Origin of the sequence: Chitinophaga hostae, assembly GCF_018224885.1 — a bacterium.
Taxonomy (GTDB): domain Bacteria; phylum Bacteroidota; class Bacteroidia; order Chitinophagales; family Chitinophagaceae; genus Chitinophaga; species Chitinophaga hostae.
Genome location: NZ_JAGTXB010000012.1, coordinates 63,397 through 84,014 on the forward strand (window position 1 = coordinate 63,397; position 20,618 = coordinate 84,014).

Annotated in this window: 13 protein-coding genes; 9 read left to right on the forward strand and 4 right to left on the reverse strand. The window is 46.3% G+C overall.

Annotated elements, in window-relative coordinates; all coding sequences use genetic code 11:
• Positions 1–14: 14 nt before the first annotated feature.
• Complete coding sequence (locus KE626_RS22315; protein WP_211975216.1) at positions 15–521, reverse strand: TlpA family protein disulfide reductase; 507 nt, start codon at positions 519–521, stop codon at positions 15–17.
• A 180-nt stretch (positions 522–701) separates the two neighbouring features.
• Here KE626_RS22315 and KE626_RS22320 point away from each other — a divergent pair, with 180 nt between their 5' ends.
• From KE626_RS22320 to KE626_RS22355, 8 genes are all read left to right on the forward strand, one after another.
• Positions 702–2,180, forward strand: coding sequence for a S41 family peptidase (locus KE626_RS22320; RefSeq protein WP_211975217.1), 1,479 nt, complete (start codon positions 702–704; stop codon positions 2,178–2,180).
• Between the two features lie 110 nt (positions 2,181–2,290).
• A complete protein-coding gene (locus KE626_RS22325) occupies positions 2,291–3,502 on the forward strand; it encodes a S41 family peptidase (RefSeq protein ID WP_211975218.1) in 1,212 nt (403 codons plus the stop codon).
• 29 nt (positions 3,503–3,531) lie between these two features.
• Positions 3,532–3,969 (forward strand): GNAT family N-acetyltransferase, encoded by a 438-nt coding sequence (locus KE626_RS22330; protein ID WP_211975219.1) that lies wholly within the window; start codon positions 3,532–3,534, stop codon positions 3,967–3,969.
• Positions 3,970–4,060: 91 nt separating this feature from the next.
• A complete protein-coding gene (locus KE626_RS22335) occupies positions 4,061–5,425 on the forward strand; it encodes a serine hydrolase domain-containing protein (RefSeq protein ID WP_211975220.1) in 1,365 nt (454 codons plus the stop codon).
• A 112-nt stretch (positions 5,426–5,537) separates the two neighbouring features.
• Positions 5,538–6,128 carry an RNA polymerase sigma-70 factor gene (locus KE626_RS22340; protein WP_211975221.1) on the forward strand — a complete coding sequence of 197 codons (591 nt, stop codon included), beginning with the start codon at positions 5,538–5,540 and terminating at the stop codon, positions 6,126–6,128.
• A gap of 97 nt (positions 6,129–6,225) precedes the next feature.
• A complete protein-coding gene (locus tag KE626_RS22345) occupies positions 6,226–7,209 on the forward strand; it encodes a FecR family protein (RefSeq protein WP_211975222.1) in 984 nt (327 codons plus the stop codon).
• A gap of 347 nt (positions 7,210–7,556) precedes the next feature.
• The gene (locus KE626_RS22350; RefSeq protein ID WP_211975223.1) at positions 7,557–10,961 is read left to right on the forward strand and encodes a SusC/RagA family TonB-linked outer membrane protein; all 3,405 of its coding nucleotides are present in this window, start codon (positions 7,557–7,559) and stop codon (positions 10,959–10,961) included.
• 12 nt (positions 10,962–10,973) lie between these two features.
• Positions 10,974–12,794: a RagB/SusD family nutrient uptake outer membrane protein gene (locus tag KE626_RS22355; protein WP_211975224.1), complete on the forward strand. Its 1,821-nt coding sequence runs from the start codon at positions 10,974–10,976 to the stop codon at positions 12,792–12,794.
• Between the two features lie 261 nt (positions 12,795–13,055).
• Here the strand turns inward: KE626_RS22355 and KE626_RS22360 are convergent, their stop codons facing one another.
• Positions 13,056–13,895 (reverse strand): AraC family transcriptional regulator, encoded by an 840-nt coding sequence (locus tag KE626_RS22360; RefSeq protein WP_211975225.1) that lies wholly within the window; start codon positions 13,893–13,895, stop codon positions 13,056–13,058.
• 137 nt (positions 13,896–14,032) lie between these two features.
• Here KE626_RS22360 and xylA point away from each other — a divergent pair, with 137 nt between their 5' ends.
• The gene (gene xylA, locus KE626_RS22365) at positions 14,033–15,361 is read left to right on the forward strand and encodes a xylose isomerase (RefSeq protein ID WP_211975226.1); all 1,329 of its coding nucleotides are present in this window, start codon (positions 14,033–14,035) and stop codon (positions 15,359–15,361) included.
• 124 nt (positions 15,362–15,485) lie between these two features.
• Here xylA and KE626_RS22370 read toward each other — a convergent pair whose 3' ends face one another.
• Complete coding sequence (locus tag KE626_RS22370) at positions 15,486–17,081, reverse strand: RagB/SusD family nutrient uptake outer membrane protein (RefSeq protein ID WP_211975227.1); 1,596 nt, start codon at positions 17,079–17,081, stop codon at positions 15,486–15,488.
• Positions 17,082–17,099: 18 nt separating this feature from the next.
• On the reverse strand, positions 17,100–20,414 hold the full coding sequence (locus tag KE626_RS22375; protein ID WP_211975228.1) for a SusC/RagA family TonB-linked outer membrane protein: 3,315 nt from the start codon (positions 20,412–20,414) through the stop codon (positions 17,100–17,102).
• Positions 20,415–20,618: the final 204 nt, after the last annotated feature.

Genomic DNA, 20,618 nt, shown 5'->3' on the forward strand with positions numbered 1-20,618 from the left:
GGGTATGTTGCCGCCTATTTCAGCCGTGTATTTATCAGGTCAACCAATTCCTGTAATTCTTCTGCTGAATAGCCTGTAGACGAATAAATTATTTTACCGTTTTCATCTATCAGGAAATTCCTGGGGATATTCTGGGAGGCAAACAAACTGAAAATCTTTCTTCCTTCGTCGGGTAATATCGGAAAATCAAATCCTTTCTTTTCTTTGAAAGGTTTCAGTTTTTCCCATCCTTCTTCCCGGCCAAAAACAAAAAACGCAAAACGCGGGTCATTCTTATGCGGCGCCCATATCAGTTTCTGTACTTCGGGTAGCTCTGCATTACAGGGCGGGCACCAGGTAGCAAACATATTCAGCAATACCAGCCTGCCTTTGTAGTCGGAGATGTGAACTGTTTTACCTTCCGTTAGTTCAAAGCTGAAAGAAGGAACCGTATCGCCGGTTTTGATATGCGTGAAATTATCCTGTGCATGGCTGACAAAAGTGCCCAGCAAAGCCCAAAAACAAACAACAATTTTCTTCATGAGTTGCGGTGTTAGATTTTAAAGATACGCTTTACGGATAAATTTATCACGGCAGGAAATAGCACCTGAAATTGAACGCTCATTGTGCTGTAACCGAACATATTTTGTTATTTTCAATGTACAAAATATTGCTTTTTATGTTTGTTTTTTATGGCACGCGTTATGGCAGCTTTCAAAACCATGAAGACAATTATTTCCTGTTTACTTATCCTGTTGTTGTTTTGCATGCCCCTTCAGCGTGGGCTGGCACAGCATTGTCCAACTCCCGGCAAGGCGAAGCTGCTGGCCGATTTTGACCTGTACAGGTCCATCCTGGAAAAAACACATGCCGGTCTTTATAAGTATCATTCCAAAGAACAGATAGACAGTATTTTTACTGCCGGCAGAAAACAAATTACTGCCATCACCGATGTATGTGGCTTCTATCGCCAACTGACAACTATTATGAGTTATATCGGGAGTTTGCATGATGATATTTTTCTCCCTGATAAGTTGAAAAAGCAGTTGTTTGCGGCGAAAGGATACTTTCCTTACCCGGTAAAGCTGGCAGACGGAAAGTTGCTGGTCAATATTGACGGACAGAAGATGGCCGTCGGTACCGAAATTCATTCCATCAACGGCGTTCCTGTACAACAGATCATCCCTGGTCTTTATAAGTACTACACTACAGATGGCTTTAATATCAGCGGGAAGAGCGAGGGCATCAATGCATGGTTTCCCTGGTTTTATTTCCTGGAATATGGTGCTGCCGGAAGTTTCCGGGTAAATGACAGCATCACCTTGCCGGCGGTTTCCCTGCCGGCGTATGTGGCACAATATAAAAAACGTCATTCCCTTGCACTCGATACTGCGATGGGCGACAACTATACTTTCCGCTTAATCGACAGTTCCCGGGCGGCTATACTAACTGTGCCTACTTTTGCATTAGGTAACGCGGAATCAGCGAAACATGCGGCGTATAAGCAATTCCTGCACAGCTCATTTAACACCCTGAAAGCAAAAAACATCCGCCATTTAATTGTGGACATCCGTGGCAACGGCGGTGGCACTGATCCCAATGACCTGCTCACCTTTTCCTACCTGGCGTATCAGCCATTTAAAGAAAATGCATCGGCCTTTACCTTGTTTCAGCGGGTGCCGTACCGGCAATATTGCACGGACGATACCGCTGATGTGCGGGACCTGGAAGAAAATTTACTGGACGAACATAACCGGTTCCGGGAAGGGAAATATTACCAGAACCCTGACTACTGCCGGTTCTGGCAACCGGATAGTTTGGCCTTTAGGGGAAATTTGTACCTGCTCGTTGACCCGGCAGTAGCATCGGCGGCCTCTTTATTTGCTTCCATGGTAAGAAGTGAAGGGCATGCCCGGGTAATAGGATCCGAAACCATGGGCGGCTATTACGGACACACAGGTCATAATAGTTTGTCTTACCGGTTGCCGCAGTCGGGCATCACTTTCAGCATTTCGGTAGTGGATCTCGAACAGTATGTACAGCCTAAAAAAGAAATACCCTATGGCGCAGGTATTTTACCTGATAAGATTATTCACAACAGCAGAACGGATTTTATAAATAATCATGATGCGGTGATGGATAGCGTGCTGCTTTTCATCAGGGCGGAGCGCAGCGGTATGCAGGCCGCAGGAGGAAGGTAAGGCGACTATAATTATGCTGCCTTCTTACAGATTTTTTTTAGATTTATCAGAAGGGTAACATTTACAGTTTGTAGGTGGTCCTGGTTTACCAGACAATCAAAATCCGCTAAATGAAGAAATATCTGCTTTTCATAGCCTGCCTGTTCATACTGTTTTCTAGTGAGTCATTTTCCCAGCGTCTGACAAAAAAGCAACTGTTGGAGGACCTGGCGTACTACAGGGATACGCTTCCGGTGAAGCATAAAAACCTGTTTAATAAAATCAGCAAAACTGAATTTGAAAATAAAGTTGCCAGGGTAGCCGGAAAAATTGACACCTTGAACTATGAGACCTTCATGGTGGAGCTTTTTAAATTAAATGTGTCGATTGGCGACGAGCATACCAGGATTGAGCCGAAGTTTAAAACGGCTTTGCCGGTTGCGTTTACAGCGTTCGACGACGGTATCTTTGTTACGGGTATAGACCGGGAGCAATCGATAGCGCTTTCATCTAAGCTAAGGGCGATTAACGGGCATCCCATTGATGAAATTAACCGAAAATTTAAAGAAGTAATTAAATCGGATAACCCGTCTTATTTTGAAACCTACGAGCAACAGTTTCTGAATAATCCATCTTTTCTCAAGGGGTTAGGGATCCTGAACTCGGGCGAAAACGCGGAGTTGACGTTGCAAAACAGGAACGGTGAAATCCGGCAGGTAACGCTCCATGCTGTTGATAAGGATAGCTTAAATTTAGCATTGTCCGCACAATACGGATCGCTGCTGCCCTATAAGGAGCGCGACAGGGATTATTGGTATGAGTATGACCCCGCCAGAAAAACAATCTATTTCAACTTTGTTCATTGTGTAGAGGACGAGCATCATCCATTCCTGCAATTTAACGAAGAACTGTTTTCAAAGATAAACAGCCTGCGTCCGGAGAAAATTATTGTTGATCTTCGGTTTAACAGTGGAGGTAATTCGGGTGTGCTGTCACCTTTTATTGACAGCATTCAGCAAAGCTATTTAAATAAGAAAGGACATTTTTATGTGCTCATCGGGAAACAAACTTTTTCATCTGCTTTAATGAATGCTATTGCATTTAAAAGATATACCAACGCCATTTTGGTTGGACAAATGACCAGCGGCAATATCAACCACTACGGGGAAGTACGCGGATTCAGGCTTCCGAACACAGGGATCGTGATCGGCTATTCCACCAGGTATTGGGAAAACTGGAAAGGCAGGAAAGGTGCATTATTGCCTGATAAAAAAATTACCTACAGTTCCGTGAATTTTATTAATAACAGGGATGAAGCCCTGGAGTATATCTATCAACGGTAGAAATATCCGGATCTTAAAACCATAAGCATATGATACGACCTTACAACGCTGCTGATAAAGGGGAACTCCTTGATATCTTCCGGCTTAATATGCCGGAATATTTTGATCCGAAAGAATTGGCTGATTATGAAAAGTACCTGGATGAGCATGCGCAGACTTACTTCACAGTGGAGCATGAGGGGAATATAGCCGGAGGGGTAGGGTATCATATTGACCGGCATAATAAGCAGGGGCAGATCACCTGGATATTATTTCATCCCGGGTATGCGGGGCTGGGCCTGGGTCGGAAATCGGTCCGGCATTGCCTGGAGATTTTCAAATCGGACCCGGGTATTGAAAAACTGGTGGTGACCACTTCTCAAAAAGCATATCAGTTTTTTGAAAAACTGGGATATCGTATTGTTAATACAGAGAAAGATTATTGGGGACAGGGGCTCGACCTTTACCTGATGGAGCGGCAGCCCTGACCGACAGTTGACAGGCATTATCAGAAAAAAAAGGTTTGTTGCAGTTGTAAGATTTTTATGATGTTCCGCAACTTATTGCAAAACATCAGTTATGAAAAAATGTGGCTTTTTGTTGATGCTGTGTTTTCATTTGACTTATCACTGCGCAGTTGCCCAATTTCAGGATAGTATTGCAGATAAACTGCAGCGGTACCTGGCAATAAAGAAAAAGGAGATAGGCTTTAGTGGCATGGTCACTATTTGCCGGCAAGGGAAAATCGTTTGCGCTGAGATGGTGGGTCAATGTTCGGCGGATACCTATTTCAATGATAGTTCTTTATTTAAAGTAGCGTCGGTCACCAAATCATTTACCGCTATGCTGGTAATGCTGGCATGTGCAGAAGAGCGAATAAAGCTAAGTGATTCGCTTGCCATATTCTTTCCCCGTCTGGATAATCATGAATGGCGTAGTATCACGATAGATCAGTTGTTGTCTCATCGCGCAGGGATAGCCCATAACCAGGGAGTAGCCGGATTTGTCCCGGGGCTTTCCATGGGGTTAAATCCCGAACAGGCCCTGGCCGCCATTTTTAATTCAAAGTTGTTGTTCAGTCCTGGTACGCAGGCCGCCTATAGCAGTCCGGGTTATTATTTGCTTGCCACCATCCTGGAGCAGGTATATCACAAACGTTATGCGGATATCCTGGCGGAGAAAATAACGGGTCCGCTGAAGATGAACCATACCGGTGTTTATAGGACCGGAATGGATTTACAGAACATGTGTGCAGGGTACCACCAGGTAAAAGATAGTATGATACCGGCGCCCGGCAGAGACTTCTCCCTTATGAAGGGTTCCGGAGATCTTTTCAGTTCTGCCGCTGACCTGGTAAGCTGGACCAATAGTTTTTCCGGAGACTTCTGGAGTGATAAGATACGGGCGAGCCTATTTGCTCCCCATAGTGATATCGATGGTCATTCCTATGGGTATGGATGGTATATCCGGCGGGAAGAAGCGAATGCGAAGAAGGCGTATTATCATGGAGGCGGTACTTTCGGCAGCTCGTCACTGCTGGTCATTTACCCGGCTTATCAATTAACGATAGTAATACTGAGTAATGTATCGCCGCTGCCGGTGAATGTTTTTTGGGCGGATGTTGAACGGATACTGTTTGACACTGGTGATGCAGCGGTATCACCCTTAGCGGTCCGGCAGCTCTCTCCGCAGCAGTTAGCCATATTGCCGGGCGCCTATTCAGCAGGCGCCGGGCAACCGGTTTTACAAATTATATTGAATGAAGGCAGATTGTACGCGAAATTGGGAACAAGGGGCGCCTTTGAGATTTTCGCCGCCACCGATGTGGAATTCTATGGCAGGAAAATACCTGTTAAGTTATTGTTTAGTGTAAATGGAACAGGGAGCATTACAGGAGTGGAGGCCTGGTATAATGGACAATGTACCCGTTTTAGCCGGCAATGACACCCTAAATGAGGTTTGACAAGTTATGGTGCCCGATGCCCGCTCCCGGTATTGCATATTAACTTTATTATCATTATCTTGGATCAATTGTTTCAAAATATTTTTGTCAGCCATGGGGGAGCCTGTAGAGGAAGGTCATAAAGCCACCACGTTATTACCTCAAGACGTTGCTGATCTTGAGCTGGTATTTAAAGAGTGCTATGCAGTTCTCCTGGCTTATGCCTGTAAGTATGTATTGCGTGAAACCGCTGAAGATATCGTACAGGATGTTTTTGTACAGGTACATCGCAAAAGAGCTTCCCTCAACATTAATGTCAGTATTAAAAGTTATCTTTTTCGCAGTATCCATAACAGCTGCCTGGATTATATCAAACGTCAGGCAGTGCATCAGCGCTATGTAAATGCAGCGTTGCCTGCGTTTACGGAAGCAGAACTGGACCATTTTAACCCTGACGGTCTCCGGCAAAGCCTGCTGGAACAGGACAATCTCGAGGCCAGCGTGTGGAGAGCCATAGAAGAATTACCCCCAAAATGCCGCGAAGTGGTAAAGCTCCGTTACCTGGAGGGGCTTAAAACCGGTGAAATCTCTGCAGCCATGGGCATTTCCTCCCGTACCGTAGAAACGCAATTATATAAGGCCATAAAACAGCTGAGGGGAATTGTCCGGAGAGTAAATTACCTGTTCTCTTTTATTTTATTGTAGCTTGTAATCCCTGTTTCTTCCCATCTTTTGTTTTTCTGAAAAAAAAATTAAAAAAACTGTACGTAGAAATAACCTCCCTGTCGTCTAATTAAAAGACATGCCATTACAACCTAATACTAACGAATTGGATTATACGATCTTAATAAAGTTCATTGACGGACAGGCGAGCCCTGAGGAAACGGCGATGGTACTTGTATGGTTAAAGGCTTCCCCCGATAACCAGGCGCTGTATTTCCAGGTAAAAGACATTTTCGACCAGCAGCTGGCGGCAAAAATTACTGCGGAAGATGCAGACCAAAGCTGGCAGCAGGTGCTGAAGCGGTTACCGGCGGCAGATCAGCGGCGTCTGCCTGTTAAGCATGGCAGCTGGCTGAAATATGCGGCGGCAGTGCTGGTGCTGCTACTCGCAGGTGGCGCTTACCTGTTTACACGTAATGATCCACGGCCCGCAGCGTTGGTAACGCTGGTGTCGAAAAAGGCATCGGTTCAAACGGTGCTGCTGGCAGACAGTACCAGGATATGGGTAAAGCCGGGCGGATCGGTGAAAATGCGGGATGTGAAGGAAGAAGGCGAACGGGAAGTGTGGCTGGAGGGCAGCGCGTATTTTGAAGTGGTAAAAAAGGCGGAGAAGCCATTTATGGTACATGTACCCGATATGACCGTAACCGTGCTGGGTACGTCTTTCACCGTTAATGAAGATAAACGGCATACCGCAGTAATGGTAAATACGGGGTTGATTAAAGCCACCGCTTTTAACCGGGAATTACTGTTGCATCCGGGAGAAAGAGGGATGGTGGTAGACAGCCAGATACAGCTGGATCACGTAAATCCGCAGCTGTACGCTGCCTGGAAGGATGGCGATTATAAATTTGAGCATACGTCTGTTAATGAAATAGCTGAATTACTACGGGCGAATTATGGGTATGAAGTAGAAATATTGCAACCGCAAAAATTCCGCGATACGAAGATCAGTGGGCGTGTATTGATAACTGATGAAAAAAGTTTATGTAAGGCATTGGGTGCTATGCTGGAAGCAGGCATCAGAAAAGAGGGTAACCGTATTATCATTCAACCAAAATAGATATGATTAAAAACGAGGTGTCACCAGGATACCGGTCAGGTAATTATTAATCTGAATTTCCAGTTATGAAAAGCCTACTTGTAGCGGCCTTAAGAGGCGGGTATGGTGGTTTTATGTGCCTGGCCACGTGAAAAAATTATCTTGTAAACCAAACTAAATCAGCATTACCATCGTTCGTCAGCGAAGCATCAATTCGCTGACCGGGCAAACAGATCTTTTTACAGCCATATTTTTTTATTAACAGTGACAATTTATAACAATTATGATGTGCAACGCGGTTGTACCTGTATCGTTTTAGTGAAGTAGTCTTTAACCAAATATCAGTCTTTAACCAAAATTTTTCCGTTATGAAATTTGGATCTCTATGGCATTGCCTGAAGGGAGCGGCCGGCCTGTGCCTTGTACTGAGCGCCATCACTTCGCCCTTGCGTGCGCAGGATGCAATGGCCAGCATCCAGGAACAAAGCCACCAGGAGCGCGGCAGAAATAGTCCCCCCGAGGCAGGCAGAACACAAATGATACCGCTGAAGGATGCCCTGGAAAAAATTTATACAAAGTATCAGCTCCGGATCGGACTAAATGAAAAGTATGCGAAAGACGTTTATCTGTCCGACAAAGTATTAAAAATGGATGCTGAGAAAGTATTGCCATTTTTAGAGAAAGTATTGCAGGGACATAGTCTTACCTTAAATCCTATAGGACCATCACAGTATGTGATTACGCCTGCTCCAACCCGGCCCGCCCCTCCGCCGCCCAAACCGGCAGTAAAGCTGAAAGTGTCGGGTATAGTGAAAGATAAACTGGGGGCCGCATTGATGGGCGTAACTGTAAAAATACAGGGAACGCCCACAGGCACTACCACCAATGAAAAGGGCTACTATGAACTAGATGTGGAACCGACCGACGTGTTGGAGTTTTCCTACATTGGTTATCAATCTCAACAGATAACCGTCAGGAATAAAGTAGATATCAATGTAGAAATGCTGGCAAAGGAGGGAGGGCTGAATGAAGTAGTGGTAGTAGGATTTGGCGCCCAAAAGAAAATCAGCCTGGTAGGTGCGCAGTCAACTATTAAACCCGAGGAACTGAAACTGCCGGTAAGGAGTCTCACCAACGCGCTGGGAGGCCGCCTGGCAGGTATCGTAGCAGTACAAAGAAGCGGTGAACCCGGTTATGATGGCTCCGATATCTGGATACGCGGTATCTCTACTTTTGGCTCCAGTCCCCGTGGTCCGCTTGTCATCGTAGACGGAGTACCCGATCGTAGTATCAATGACCTCGACCCAGAAGATATCGCCAGTTTTACCGTATTGAAAGATGCCTCTGCCACAGCGGTATACGGCACCCGCGGCGCCAATGGCGTAATCCTGGTGAATACCAAATCCGGTAAACCCGGAAAGCCGCAAATCAACATGGAAGTAAACCAGGCGATTACAAAATTTACACAACTGCCTAAGTTTGTAGATGCGCCGACCTTTATGAAATTATATAATGAAGGGTTGCAGATGAGAGGACGAACACCTCTTTATTCAGACGAGCGTATACAAAAACATGCTTCCGGTGAAGACCCGGATCTCTATCCTAATGTAGACTGGTTCAATGTATTGTTTAATAAGTGGGGTCAGAGCAGAAGGGCCAACCTCAATGTAAAGGGAGGTTCCGAATTTGCTACCTATTATATTTCCGCGGGTTATTATTCGGAAGTAGGTATGCTGAAACGCGATCATGTACAATCTTATAACTCAGATATTAAACTGGACAGGTATAATTTTACAACAAACGTAGATGCCAATATTACCAAAACAACCAAACTTGAATTAGGTGTAAACGGTTTTATCATTAACAGCAACTATCCTGGCATTGGTACCGGTTCACTCTTTAACCTGGCTACACAGGTGCCGCCCCATCTCATACCGCCACAGTATTCCAACGGGCAATGGCCTAAAATACCCGGTGGCAGCTATCCCAGCCCTTATCGCAATCTTACACAATCCGGGTACGCCACGGAATACCGCAATACGATCCGCTCCAATATCAGGCTCCGGCAAAATTTCGATTTCATCCTGAAAGGGTTGTCATTTACCAGCATGTTTGCCTTCGATGCTTACGGCTGGAATAATCTTAACAGGAAAAGAGAAGTACAAACCTATTATGCCAGCGGACGCGATTCGGCAGGCAACCTGATTACAAAAATTGTGGACCCGGGATCCAATGTATTAGGATTTGATGTTTCAAGAGGTGGCAACCGCCGGTTTTATACAGAAACCGCGTTGAACTATGCCAACAAATTCGGCGACCATGATGTATCCGGTTTACTGTTGTACAATCAGTCAGATTACATCGACGCTGATGCCGGTACCCTGATATCCTCCATTCCTTATCGTATCAGGGGTTTGAGTGGAAGGGCCACCTATGGCTATAAAAACCGCTATTTTGCGGAGGTCAATTTCGGTTATAACGGTTCGGAGAACTTTACCCCTAATAAACGCTATGGTTTGTTTCCTTCCTATGGTGTTGGCTGGGTAGTATCCAATGAAAGCTTCTTTGCCCCCCTGAGTAATGCCATCAGCTATTTAAAACTCCGCTATACCTATGGTTTATCCGGAAACAGCAATACCGGATCAAGGTTCCTGTTTCTTACCAGGATAAAGAGTGATGGCGGTTTGGGTTATACTTTTGGCGTACCGGGTAATACTACCGGCTACGGCGGATTACAGGAAGATCAGATCGGATCTGAAGTGAGCTGGGAAACCGGTAAACGCCAGAACCTCGGTATTGAAATAAAAGCATTGCACGATGATTTGTCATTGATCGTGGAGTTATTCAAGGAGCGCAGAACGGGTATCCTGCTGAGGCAATATGATATCCCTTATGCCTCCGGTTATACTACCGATAATATCCCTTACAGGAATATAGGTATCACAGAGAATAAAGGAATTGACATAACACTTGATTATAACAAATCATTTTCCCAGCAGTTTTGGGTGGGCTTCAGGGGAAATTTCAACTTTAATATTAACGAGGATGTGTATGATGGCTTACCACCATGGCAATATCCGTGGCTGAACCGTACCGGTCACCCTATAGATCAGCGCTTCGGTTATGTAGCCCTGGGACTGTTTGCTGATTCTTCCGAGATCATGAAATCACCTAAACAGGCAGGAGATGTGCGTCCCGGAGATATTAAGTATAAAGATCTGAATGGCGATGGACTCATCAACAGCTATGATCAGCAGGCCATAGGATACGGCTCCGTACCACGTATTGTATACGGTCTCAACTTCAGCGTTGGCGTGAAAGGTTTTGACCTGAGCCTTTTCTTCCAGGGTGTTGCGATGGTTGATTTTATGTATAGCGGAGGTCATGCCACCAATCCATTTTACGAGGGACCTACCATTGGTAACCTATATACTGTAGCAACAGACCGCTGGACGCCGGATAACCCCAACAGCAGGCCTTTTTATCCACGCATGTCGACCCGGCAGGATATCACAACCAATTATTATGAAAGTACCTGGTGGCAGAAACGGGCCGACTATATCCGGTTAAAAAGTGCGGAACTCGGCTATACTTTCGGCGGCAACAGGTTACAGCGTTTCGGGTTGAAAAGTGTACGCACGTATATAAACGGAACAAACCTGTTCACCATTTCTCCCTGGAAAATATGGGACCCGGAACTGGGCGATGGCAGGGGCACCGCTTATCCTAACACTACTTCATTCAATTTTGGTATCCGCGCCAACTTCAAATAAAACTGAATCATTATGAAGCAATATATCTTCAAAAAAAATATCCTGTTACTCCTGCTGTTATTGTCAGCAGCAGGCTGTAAGAAAGGATTTCTCAATACGGTACCTGACAATATCACCACACTGAAAGATGTATTTACCAACAGGGCCATGACGGAACAATGGCTGGCGCGTATTTACAATCCCATGCCGGATATGTGGAATCAGCCTTACAGCATTCCCTGGACCGGGCAGTGCGACGAAGCAGATTATGCCTGGGTACAACCCGGTATCAACTCAGGAGCTATTACAGCAGATAATGCCAGTCCTTCATATTGGAACGGTTATTACCAGACCATCCGGCAGGCGGCCATCTTCCTGAAAAATGCTGACCAGAACAAAGAGATAACCGCCCAACCCGGTGGCGAGCAGTTGCTGAAGCAATATAAAGCAGAGGCACGCTTCCTGAGGGCCTACTATTACTGGCTGCTGATGCGCCAGTACGGCCCCGTGGTATTAATGGGCGAAGAGCCAAAGGATCCGGAAGACGATTTCCAGATACCAAGAAGTTCATGGGATGACTGCGTAAATTATGTACTGTCAGAAATGGACAAAGCAATGGCGGATGTGCCGGTACAGCATATGAACCCGGTAGATCCTACGCAGCCGGACGTAACACAAACAGGTCGTATCACCAAACCGATTATCCTGGCGGTGAAATCGCAGATACTGTTATATAGTGCCAGTCCTTTGTTCAACGGTAACACCGAAATGAGCAGCTTTAAGAACATGGATGGCGGTACTTTGTTTAATCCTTCTTTCGACAAGGAAAAATGGAAGAAGGCAGCAGATGCAGCCAAGGCAGTAATAGATGTTAACAGGTGGCAATTATACACGGTGGCTGATGCAGACCCATTCCGCGCTGCATTTCTTTCCTGCCGCAACTTATTTTTTGATGGCTGGCAAACAGAAGCCATCTGGATCCGTACCAGCTCTGATCACGTAGGTAACTGGGAGCGGCACTGTTCTCCAAGATGCTCCAATGGCGCCGGTTGGAACGGCATAGCTGTTACCCAGGAAATGGTGGATGTATTCCGTACGGCGAATGGCAAGGCTATTACCGACGCCGGCAGTGGTTATACAGAAGCCGGGTTTACCGATGTGGCTACCCCTTATTATGTAAGCGGCACCTCCAATATGTATAATGGGAGGGAGCCCCGGTTTTATGTAGATGTAACCTTTAACGGGTCTGTGATCCCGGTTGTTCCGGAAAACGGGCAAACCAGGGTGGAGTTTTTCTTTACCGGCAATTCCGGCAAGAACGGCGCGCCGCGCGATTGGCCCAGCACAGGGTATACCGCCCGTAAAAATATTCACCCCAATACTGATTTCAGAAGCGGCAGAAGTTTTTCACGACCGGCGATGATGATCCGTTTGGGTGAAATTTACCTGAATTATGCGGAAGCATTGAATGAATACGAGCCGGGAAATCCCGATATTTTAAAATATTTAAACAAAATCCGTAACAGGGGAGGACTCGCCGACCTTGCTGCGGGCGCCAGCCAGGCGGAAATGCGCCGGCAAATTCACCTGGAACGCCAGATAGAGCTGATGTATGAAGGCCATCGCTATTGGGATGTTCGTCGCTGGAAAGTGGCGAATACACCGGAGCAACACCAGGGTGGCCAATTCCATGGGATGAATATTGAGAAGGGATCTTCATTGTCTGATCCTGAGTTCCATAAAAGGATCGTATCCTTTACCAGGGCTCAATGGGACAATAAGTTTTATTTCTACCCTGTTCCGCAGAGTGAAATTGACCGGAATAAAAAACTGGTACAGGCGCCGGGGTATTGAGATAGCGGTTAGCCTTTAGCTGTTAGCTTTTAGCAAAATGCAGCGGAGGGGATCGCCTTCGGCGATTATCTTTGACCAGGATTAAGGTGATTAAGATGATTATGATGATTTTAGCTTTTTCTGATCTATATCTTTATCCTACTGATAAACACTTTAGGAAAAGAAGTAAGTATCTTTCAAAAAAAGAAATAAAATCACAATAATCATCTTAATCACCTTAATCCTGGTCAAAGATAATCGCCGAAGGCGATCCCCTCCGCTCTACAGCAAATACATTTTACGATATTGACTAGGCGTTTGCTGCTTTACTTCTTTGAATTGTTTGCTGAAATGCGCCCAGCTTTTATAGCCACTTTCATAGCAAATATCCAGTATGGGCTGGGTGGAAGCAGTCAGGAGTTTACAGGCGTGACTGATACGCAGATCTCTCAGGAAGTCAAAATATGTTTTCTTGATATTCTTCTTAAAAAACCGGCAGAAGTTGGGTACGCTCATATTAGCGATGGCGGCTACCTGGTCAAGGGTTACTTTTTCCTGGTAGTGTTTAAAGGAGAAGTCAATAATTTGTTCGATGACGGGATTTACCACGTTGCCGGTATCGGTAAAGTCTTCCGTGAGTATTTTATATTGTGCGGACAACCCTATTTTGTGCAGGCACTGCAATAGCAGCATGAGTTTATTAAAACCCTTTTCGCGGTGTATCAGCTGCATGCTATCGGCTATTTCCTTTTTCAGGGCTTTTTCCAGTTGTATGCCATTGTTTTTCTGCAGCAGGGTTTGTACCGCTTTCATTTCCGTCATTTGCAGCAACCCATCGCCCCAGCAGTTACCGGTGAAATGTATAACCAGGGCGGCTCCCATCATTTTGGGATGATTTTTTCTAAACCAATGCGGCAGGTTACCGGCTATGAAGAACAGGTCGTTGACGGAATAATCGCATACGCAATCGCCTATCATAGCGGTGCCGTGTCCCTTTTGTATCAGGATCAGTTCATATTCCGGATGTTTATGCCAGTTGGTTTCAAACTGTGGTGTTTGGTATACCCGGCAGGCAAAGCTCTGGCTGCTATCATTGGTGATTTTTTGAAGAATTGTTTTCATATGTCCGTCAGGTAACCCATTTTATCATGCAAAATGCTAAATTTTACTAAATATTGATAAGATAGCATATTTTCTTTCAAAAATAGCGGTTGATAACTTTTTAAATTCAGGCAATATTTGCTTAATAAAACACGATTATGAAAGTAGTTACAGGAAAGAAAGAATTCTTCGGTGGCATTTCCGCCATCCAGTTTGAAGGTCCGGGTACAGATAATCCTTTGGCTTATCGTTGGTATGATGAAAACAAAATAGTAGCCGGCAAACCTATGAAAGAGTGGTTGCGTTTTGCGGTTGCTTACTGGCACTCTTTTAACGGAACCGGCGCTGATCCTTTTGGTGAAGCAACGCATATTTTTGAGTGGGATAAGAACGCCGATCCCATTGAGCGGGCGAAAGATAAAGCAGATGCTGCTTTTGAAATGATCACCAAGCTTAACCTGCCTTACTACTGTTTCCACGATGTAGACGTGGTGGACTATACAAACAATATTGAAGACAATGAAAAGCGTCTTCAAACGCTGACGCAATACCTGAAGCAAAAGCAGGAGGAAAGCGGCGTTAAATTATTATGGGGCACTGCCAACCTGTTCAGTCATCGCCGTTACATGAACGGAGCAGCTACCAACCCGGATTTTCATGTACTCACTCATGCGGCTGCACAGGTGAAAGCGGCCCTGGATGCTACCATTGCACTCGGAGGTGAAAACTATGTATTCTGGGGTGGCCGGGAAGGCTATATGAGCCTTTTAAACACCAATATGAAGCGGGAGAAAGAGCACCTGGCCAGGTTCCTGCAGGCGTCAAGAGATTATGCCCGCAAAAATGGCTTCACCGGTACTTTCTTTATTGAGCCTAAGCCTTGCGAGCCTACCAAACACCAGTATGATTATGATGCGGAAACAGTGATCGGCTTCCTGCGTCAGTACGATCTGCTGAACGATTTCAAACTCAACCTTGAAGTGAACCACGCTACATTAGCAGGGCACACTTTCCAGCACGAACTGCAGGTAGCAATAGATGCCGGTTTGCTTGGAAGCATGGATGCCAACAGGGGCGACTATCAAAATGGCTGGGATACCGACCAGTTCCCGACCAACCTCAACGAACTCACCGAGGCCATGCTGATCATCCTCGAAGGCGGCGGATTTAAAGGCGGCGGCATCAACTTCGATGCAAAGATCAGGAGGAACTCTACTGATCCGGCTGATCTTTTCCACGCTCATATCGGCGGGATAGACACCTTTGCACGCGCCCTCATTACAGCTGATGCCATCCTGGAGAAAAGCGCTTACCGGAAGATCCGCCAGGAGCGCTATGCTTCTTTCGATAGCGAAGCGGCAAAAACTTTTGAAGCAGGACAGGCTACACTTGAAAGCCTGCGTGCGTATGCCGTTGCTAATGGAGAACCAGCGGTAACGAGCGGCAGACAGGAATTCATCGAGAATATTATCAATAATTATTTGTAACCTTTTTGTGAAGGTATGGTCAACTCCGCCGGTTAAAAACCGGCGGAGTTTTTTTGTGTATTATATTAACCGGGGGCTCTTTTGCGCGCTATAACAGCACGCCGCGCCCCCGGTAATTTATGGACTAGTAATTGGGGTTTTGTTTCAGGTTTTTATTCAGGTCAATTTCCTTTTGAGGAATGGGCCAGAGATAGTGTTTGGCGGGGTCAAAATTACGCGGACTACCTACCATTATCCTCGATGCAGGATCAAGCGTCAATGCGCCGGTATTGGCGTCTACACTGCCTTTGAGAGAACCGGTTACCTGTCCCTTTATTACTTCGGCTCCGATCTTCCAGCGTTGTATATCATACCAGCGCAGGCCTTCCAAAGCGAATTCCACTCTCCGTTCGCGCCGGATCAGTTTCCGGAGGGCAGCCTGGTTGTTATAGACGGCCCGGTCCACCGGCGGCATCCCTGCGCGTGTACGTACTTTGTCGATGGCCTCATACACAGAAGCATCTACTTGTCCGGCTTCTGTTTTTGCCTCTGCATAGGAGAGGAGTATTTCGGCGTAACGGATCACCATGAAATTTAATCCTACATTCCAGATATCATCAAAATCTTCTGAGAGGTGCGGAATAAATTTCTTGCAGATATAGCCCGTGGGCGGACAATTACCATTCTGATAATAGTCGGGCGACTGTTCATCCAGGGGATCGAAATAACTGTTCTCCCATTTTAATCCCGGGCGTAGTATGGTAGCATCCAATCTGGGGTCCCGGTTTGTATAAGGTTGTACCGGGTTGTAACCTGATGCCGGATCATCAATGGTTTTGCCGTTTTTCATTTCGTATGCATCCACCAGGTTTTGGGTGATGGCAACAGAGCTTTGCCCGCTTTGGGAATTGGGAGGGAGTACGCCAAGGCCGTCAAAGGTGTTGTACGTTTTCAGGTATTGTATATCGAGTATTACTTCCTGGTTGCCCGCAGCCACGGGACGGAACAGCTCACTATAGTCAGTATATAAATTGTAGGCGAAAGGAGAGGACATGAGCTGTTTACAGGTAGCAATACACCCAGTATAATCATTATTGAATAGCTGGATACGTGCGGCAAGCGCAAGCGCTGCTCCCCGGGTGATCCTTCCCTGGTCTGTACCGGGGTAATTCAGCGGCAGATCACCGGCAATGGCAGTCATTTCTTCCAGCAGGAATTTTATTATTTCCTCTCTGGGTGCCTGGCTCACCAGGTTGGCGCTGTCTATTGATACCGTGTGCAGTACCAGTGGAACATCACCATACACCTGGCTCATAGCAAAATATTGATAGTCCCGCAGGAACCTGGCTTCCGCTTTCATCCTTTTTTTCAATGCGGGGTCAATAGGTGCGTTGTCAATATTTTCCAGGAACCAGTTACATTTTTGAATGGTTTTATAATCCCATCTGTCGGCAGATCCGGTGTTTACCGGGGTGGCATTGCCCTGTGTTACCGGTTCATATCCTTCCCATGGATATTGATCATAGGCGTTGTCGGTAAAGCAGTCGTTGTAGATAACATTGTAGCCGCTTTCCCAGCCATGGTAGCAGCCGTTAAGTGCTGCGGCGGCATCACTGGCGGAAGTCCAGAGGGTACCGTTGCTATAAGCATCCAGTGGCGCTTTGCTGAGGTAATCGTTTTTACACCCGGCCAGTACAACGGTAGCCATGAATAAGCCAGCTATTATTTTGTTACGTTTCATGATCATGATTTTTGTTGATTAAAAGAGGACATTTATCCCAACGGTATTGATTTTTACCTGGGGATAGCTGTAGCCTGATTCGGCCTGGGGGGCTTCCGGATCTACCCATTTATAAAAATTGGTGAAGGTCAGCAGGTTTTGACCGCTGTAGTATACCTTGATATTATCAAGACCAATGCGGTGTACCATTTTCTTTGGCAGGTTGTAGCCCAGCTGCAGATTCTTGAGGCGGAGGTATGAGGCATCTCTTACCCAGAAGGAAGACGGCATGTTGCTGGGGCCATTGTTCTTGTAGGAAAACCACAAGCGGGGGAAAGTGGTGGAATGATTCTCCGGCGTCCAACGGTCAAGAAAAGCGGTGGTGGGTTTATTGCTGTTAGCGCCTACACCACCCAGCATGTTGGACTGTACGTAGTTTTTTACACCTGCGGCTCCCTGGAAGAAAGCGCCGAAGTCAACACCTTTCCAGTCGAGGTGAAGATTAAACCCGAAAGTAGTTTTAGGGAAATAACTACCCAGGTAGGTGCGATCGGCACCGTCTATTTTGCCGTCCTGGTTAAGATCTTTGTACATGAGATCTCCCGGTGCAGTTACGCCGCCGGTTTGTTTAGCGTGTTTGGACACCTCTTCAGGCGTCTGGAAAATGCCTTCGCAAACATAGCCATAGAAGGCATAGATAGGGTAGCCAACCTGCTGAAAAGTGCCACCGCTGATGTAAGGTCCGCTTCCTTTGAGATTGGTGATCCTGTTGTTGATAAAGGTGGCATTGGCGTTTACGCTGTAGTTGATCTCATGCACGTGCCCATTGTAACCGGCAGAAAACTCCCAGCCTTTGTTGATGACAGCACCTGCATTCTGGTATGGAGCGGACAGACTATAAGGCGCTCCTATAGGTAATTGCAGCAAAATGCCCGTGGTGTTACGGATAAAGTAACCTCCGCTGAAAGTTAATTTGCGCTTTAACAGGGATGCATCCAAACCAAAATCAGTAGTGGTGGTTGTTTCCCAGGTGATATTGGCATTAGCGCCGGTAACGGGGGCTATCCCGGATGCAATGGTGTGGTTGAAGGAATAATCCTGTCCGGGAGATACTGTTGAAATAGCGGGGTAGTTGCCTACCACGTTCTGGTTGCCCAGCTTTCCCCAGGTGCTTCTGAGTTTCAGGTCAGAGATCAGCTCCTGGAGCGGTTCAAAGAACTTTTCCTTTGCAATGTTCCATCCGCCGGAGAAAGAAGGAAACAGGCCCCACTGGTTTGACGGTGCGAAACGGGAGGAGCCATCGTAGCGAAGACTTGCTTCAAACAGGTATTTTTCATCGTAGTCATAGTTGAAACGACCGAAGAATGATCTGAGTGATACTTCATTCGCAAGCCCTTTGCTGGTTTGACCTGCCGTTGGTCCGGCATTTATTTGTGAGATGGCATTATTCAGGAAGTTTTCCCGATACATGGAATTTTCGCGGTACCTGGTAGACTCCTGCGACCCTCCACCAAGTAACCTGAAATGATGGAGCTCAAGATCCCTGGTGTATTCGAGTATGGCTTGCAGATTTGTATATGTCTCGTTATTGTAGTCGTTGGTAAGGTTGTTAGGTCCCTGGTATTTTGTTGGGCGTCCTGAGTTGGCATCATAGAATTGGATATCCTTTACAAACTTTTCTCCCTGGTTTATATTAAGACGGTATCCAAAAGTGGGCTTTAAATGCAGCCCTTTGGCCAGTTCGATGTCGGCGCCGGCATTTCCCGTAAGGGTATAAGTTTGGGTGCGGTTGAACGAACCCAGTTCAAGGGAAGCGATAGGATTACCATTGGGACCGTATCCATAGTATCCGTTGTCGAATTTATACGGCACCACATTGGATATCTGGTTAGCCACAAACGTGATGAGCGACAGGCTGGTAGCGCCAGGATAGGAGCTTACCGGTTCATTGAAAGGAGAGTAAAGATAGCCAATGTTGGCAAATACACTTGTTCTTTTACTTATATTGGAACTGACGTTTACGCGTGCGGTGTATTTTTTATTATTGGTTCCCTTGATGATTCCTTCCTGGTCAAGGTATCCCAATGAAAGCATGTACTGTGTTTTTTCATCGCCTCCGTTCAGGCTCACGTAATGATTGTGTTGTATGCCGTTGCCGCGATACAACAGGTCCAGCCAGTCTGTATTGGGATGTGCACCAGTTTTGTCGCTGCCGTCGCGGAACTGCTGTATATCTTTGTCGGTCCATTTAGGCGGAGCACCTTCATTTTTTAGCGCTTCGTTGTAGAATGCTGCCTGCTGCCAGGATGGGAGAAACTCGGGCAGCCTGGTGGCATGCTGTTTACCCAGGTAAGCATCATACCGCACCTGCAGCTTTCCTTTTTTCCCTTTTTTGGTGGTGATGAGCACTACGCCGTTTGCTGCCCTGGAGCCATATATGGCGGCCGATGCGGCATCTTTCAATACGGAAATAGTTTCTACATCATTGGGATTTACATCGCTCATGGAGCTGATCAGCCCATCTACCACTATCATCGGGTTGCTGTTATTAAGCGTGCCAATCCCTCTTATTTTTATCGTGCCTTCGTCTTTTCCCGGTTGACCATTGCTTTGCATAACCGTTACACCCGACATGGTACCTTGTAATGCGTTGGTAACATTGGTAAGGGGCCGGTTTTCCAGTTCCCTGGAAGAAATAGCTGCTATGGATCCTGTCAGATTTCCTTTCTTTTGTTTGCCGTAGGCTACTATCACCAATTCTTCCAGTGCCTGGCTGGCGGGGCTCAGATGTATCTGCAATGGCTGCGTAGCACCGTTCACGTGCAGCGGCCCGGTATATTTTCCAAAACCGATCAGTGATACTTCTATTGTATAATCACCTTCAGGTACATTATCCAGGAGGAACTTTCCCTGGGCATCGGCGGCCATCCCTTTGTGGAAATCTTTGCCTTTTAACAATACAGATGCGCCAACCAATACGGTTCCTTTTTGATCCGTTACGGTACCGGATACCGGGAAAGATAACCTGGTGGCGGTTGTCCCGGGCACAGGGATTATTTTATCTGTATTCCTGTTTACCACAATTACCTGGTTGGTGATTTGGTAAGACAAATGCTGGAAGTCCAGGCATTGCGATAATATCTTCTCCAGTGGCGCATTGTCCTCATGCAGGGAAACGGGTTGGGCACTGTCGAGCAGTACTTTTTCTACCATAAATGAAAGACCTGTTTGCTGCTTGATGCGTTCAAATACATATTCCAGCTTACAGTTTTTCTTGTTGATAGTCACCCGCTGGGAAAAGGATTTGGCGCTGATAGGTAGCGCGGCGGCCATCAGCCAGACAGTAAGTTTCATGATCGTCCATAGTTTTAAGGGCCAATGCGGGGAGACGCTTTGGCCTGATGCAGTAAACTTCATAACTTAGTATGGTTTTGGGTTTAGATGTGAAATAATACGTGTTGTCATTTTGCGATTTGCCCGAAATGTTTGCCGGAGGTGAGTTCCAGTCACCCCGGCTTTTTTGTGGCATTTTGGTTGATTACCCTGTCATCTGCGTTT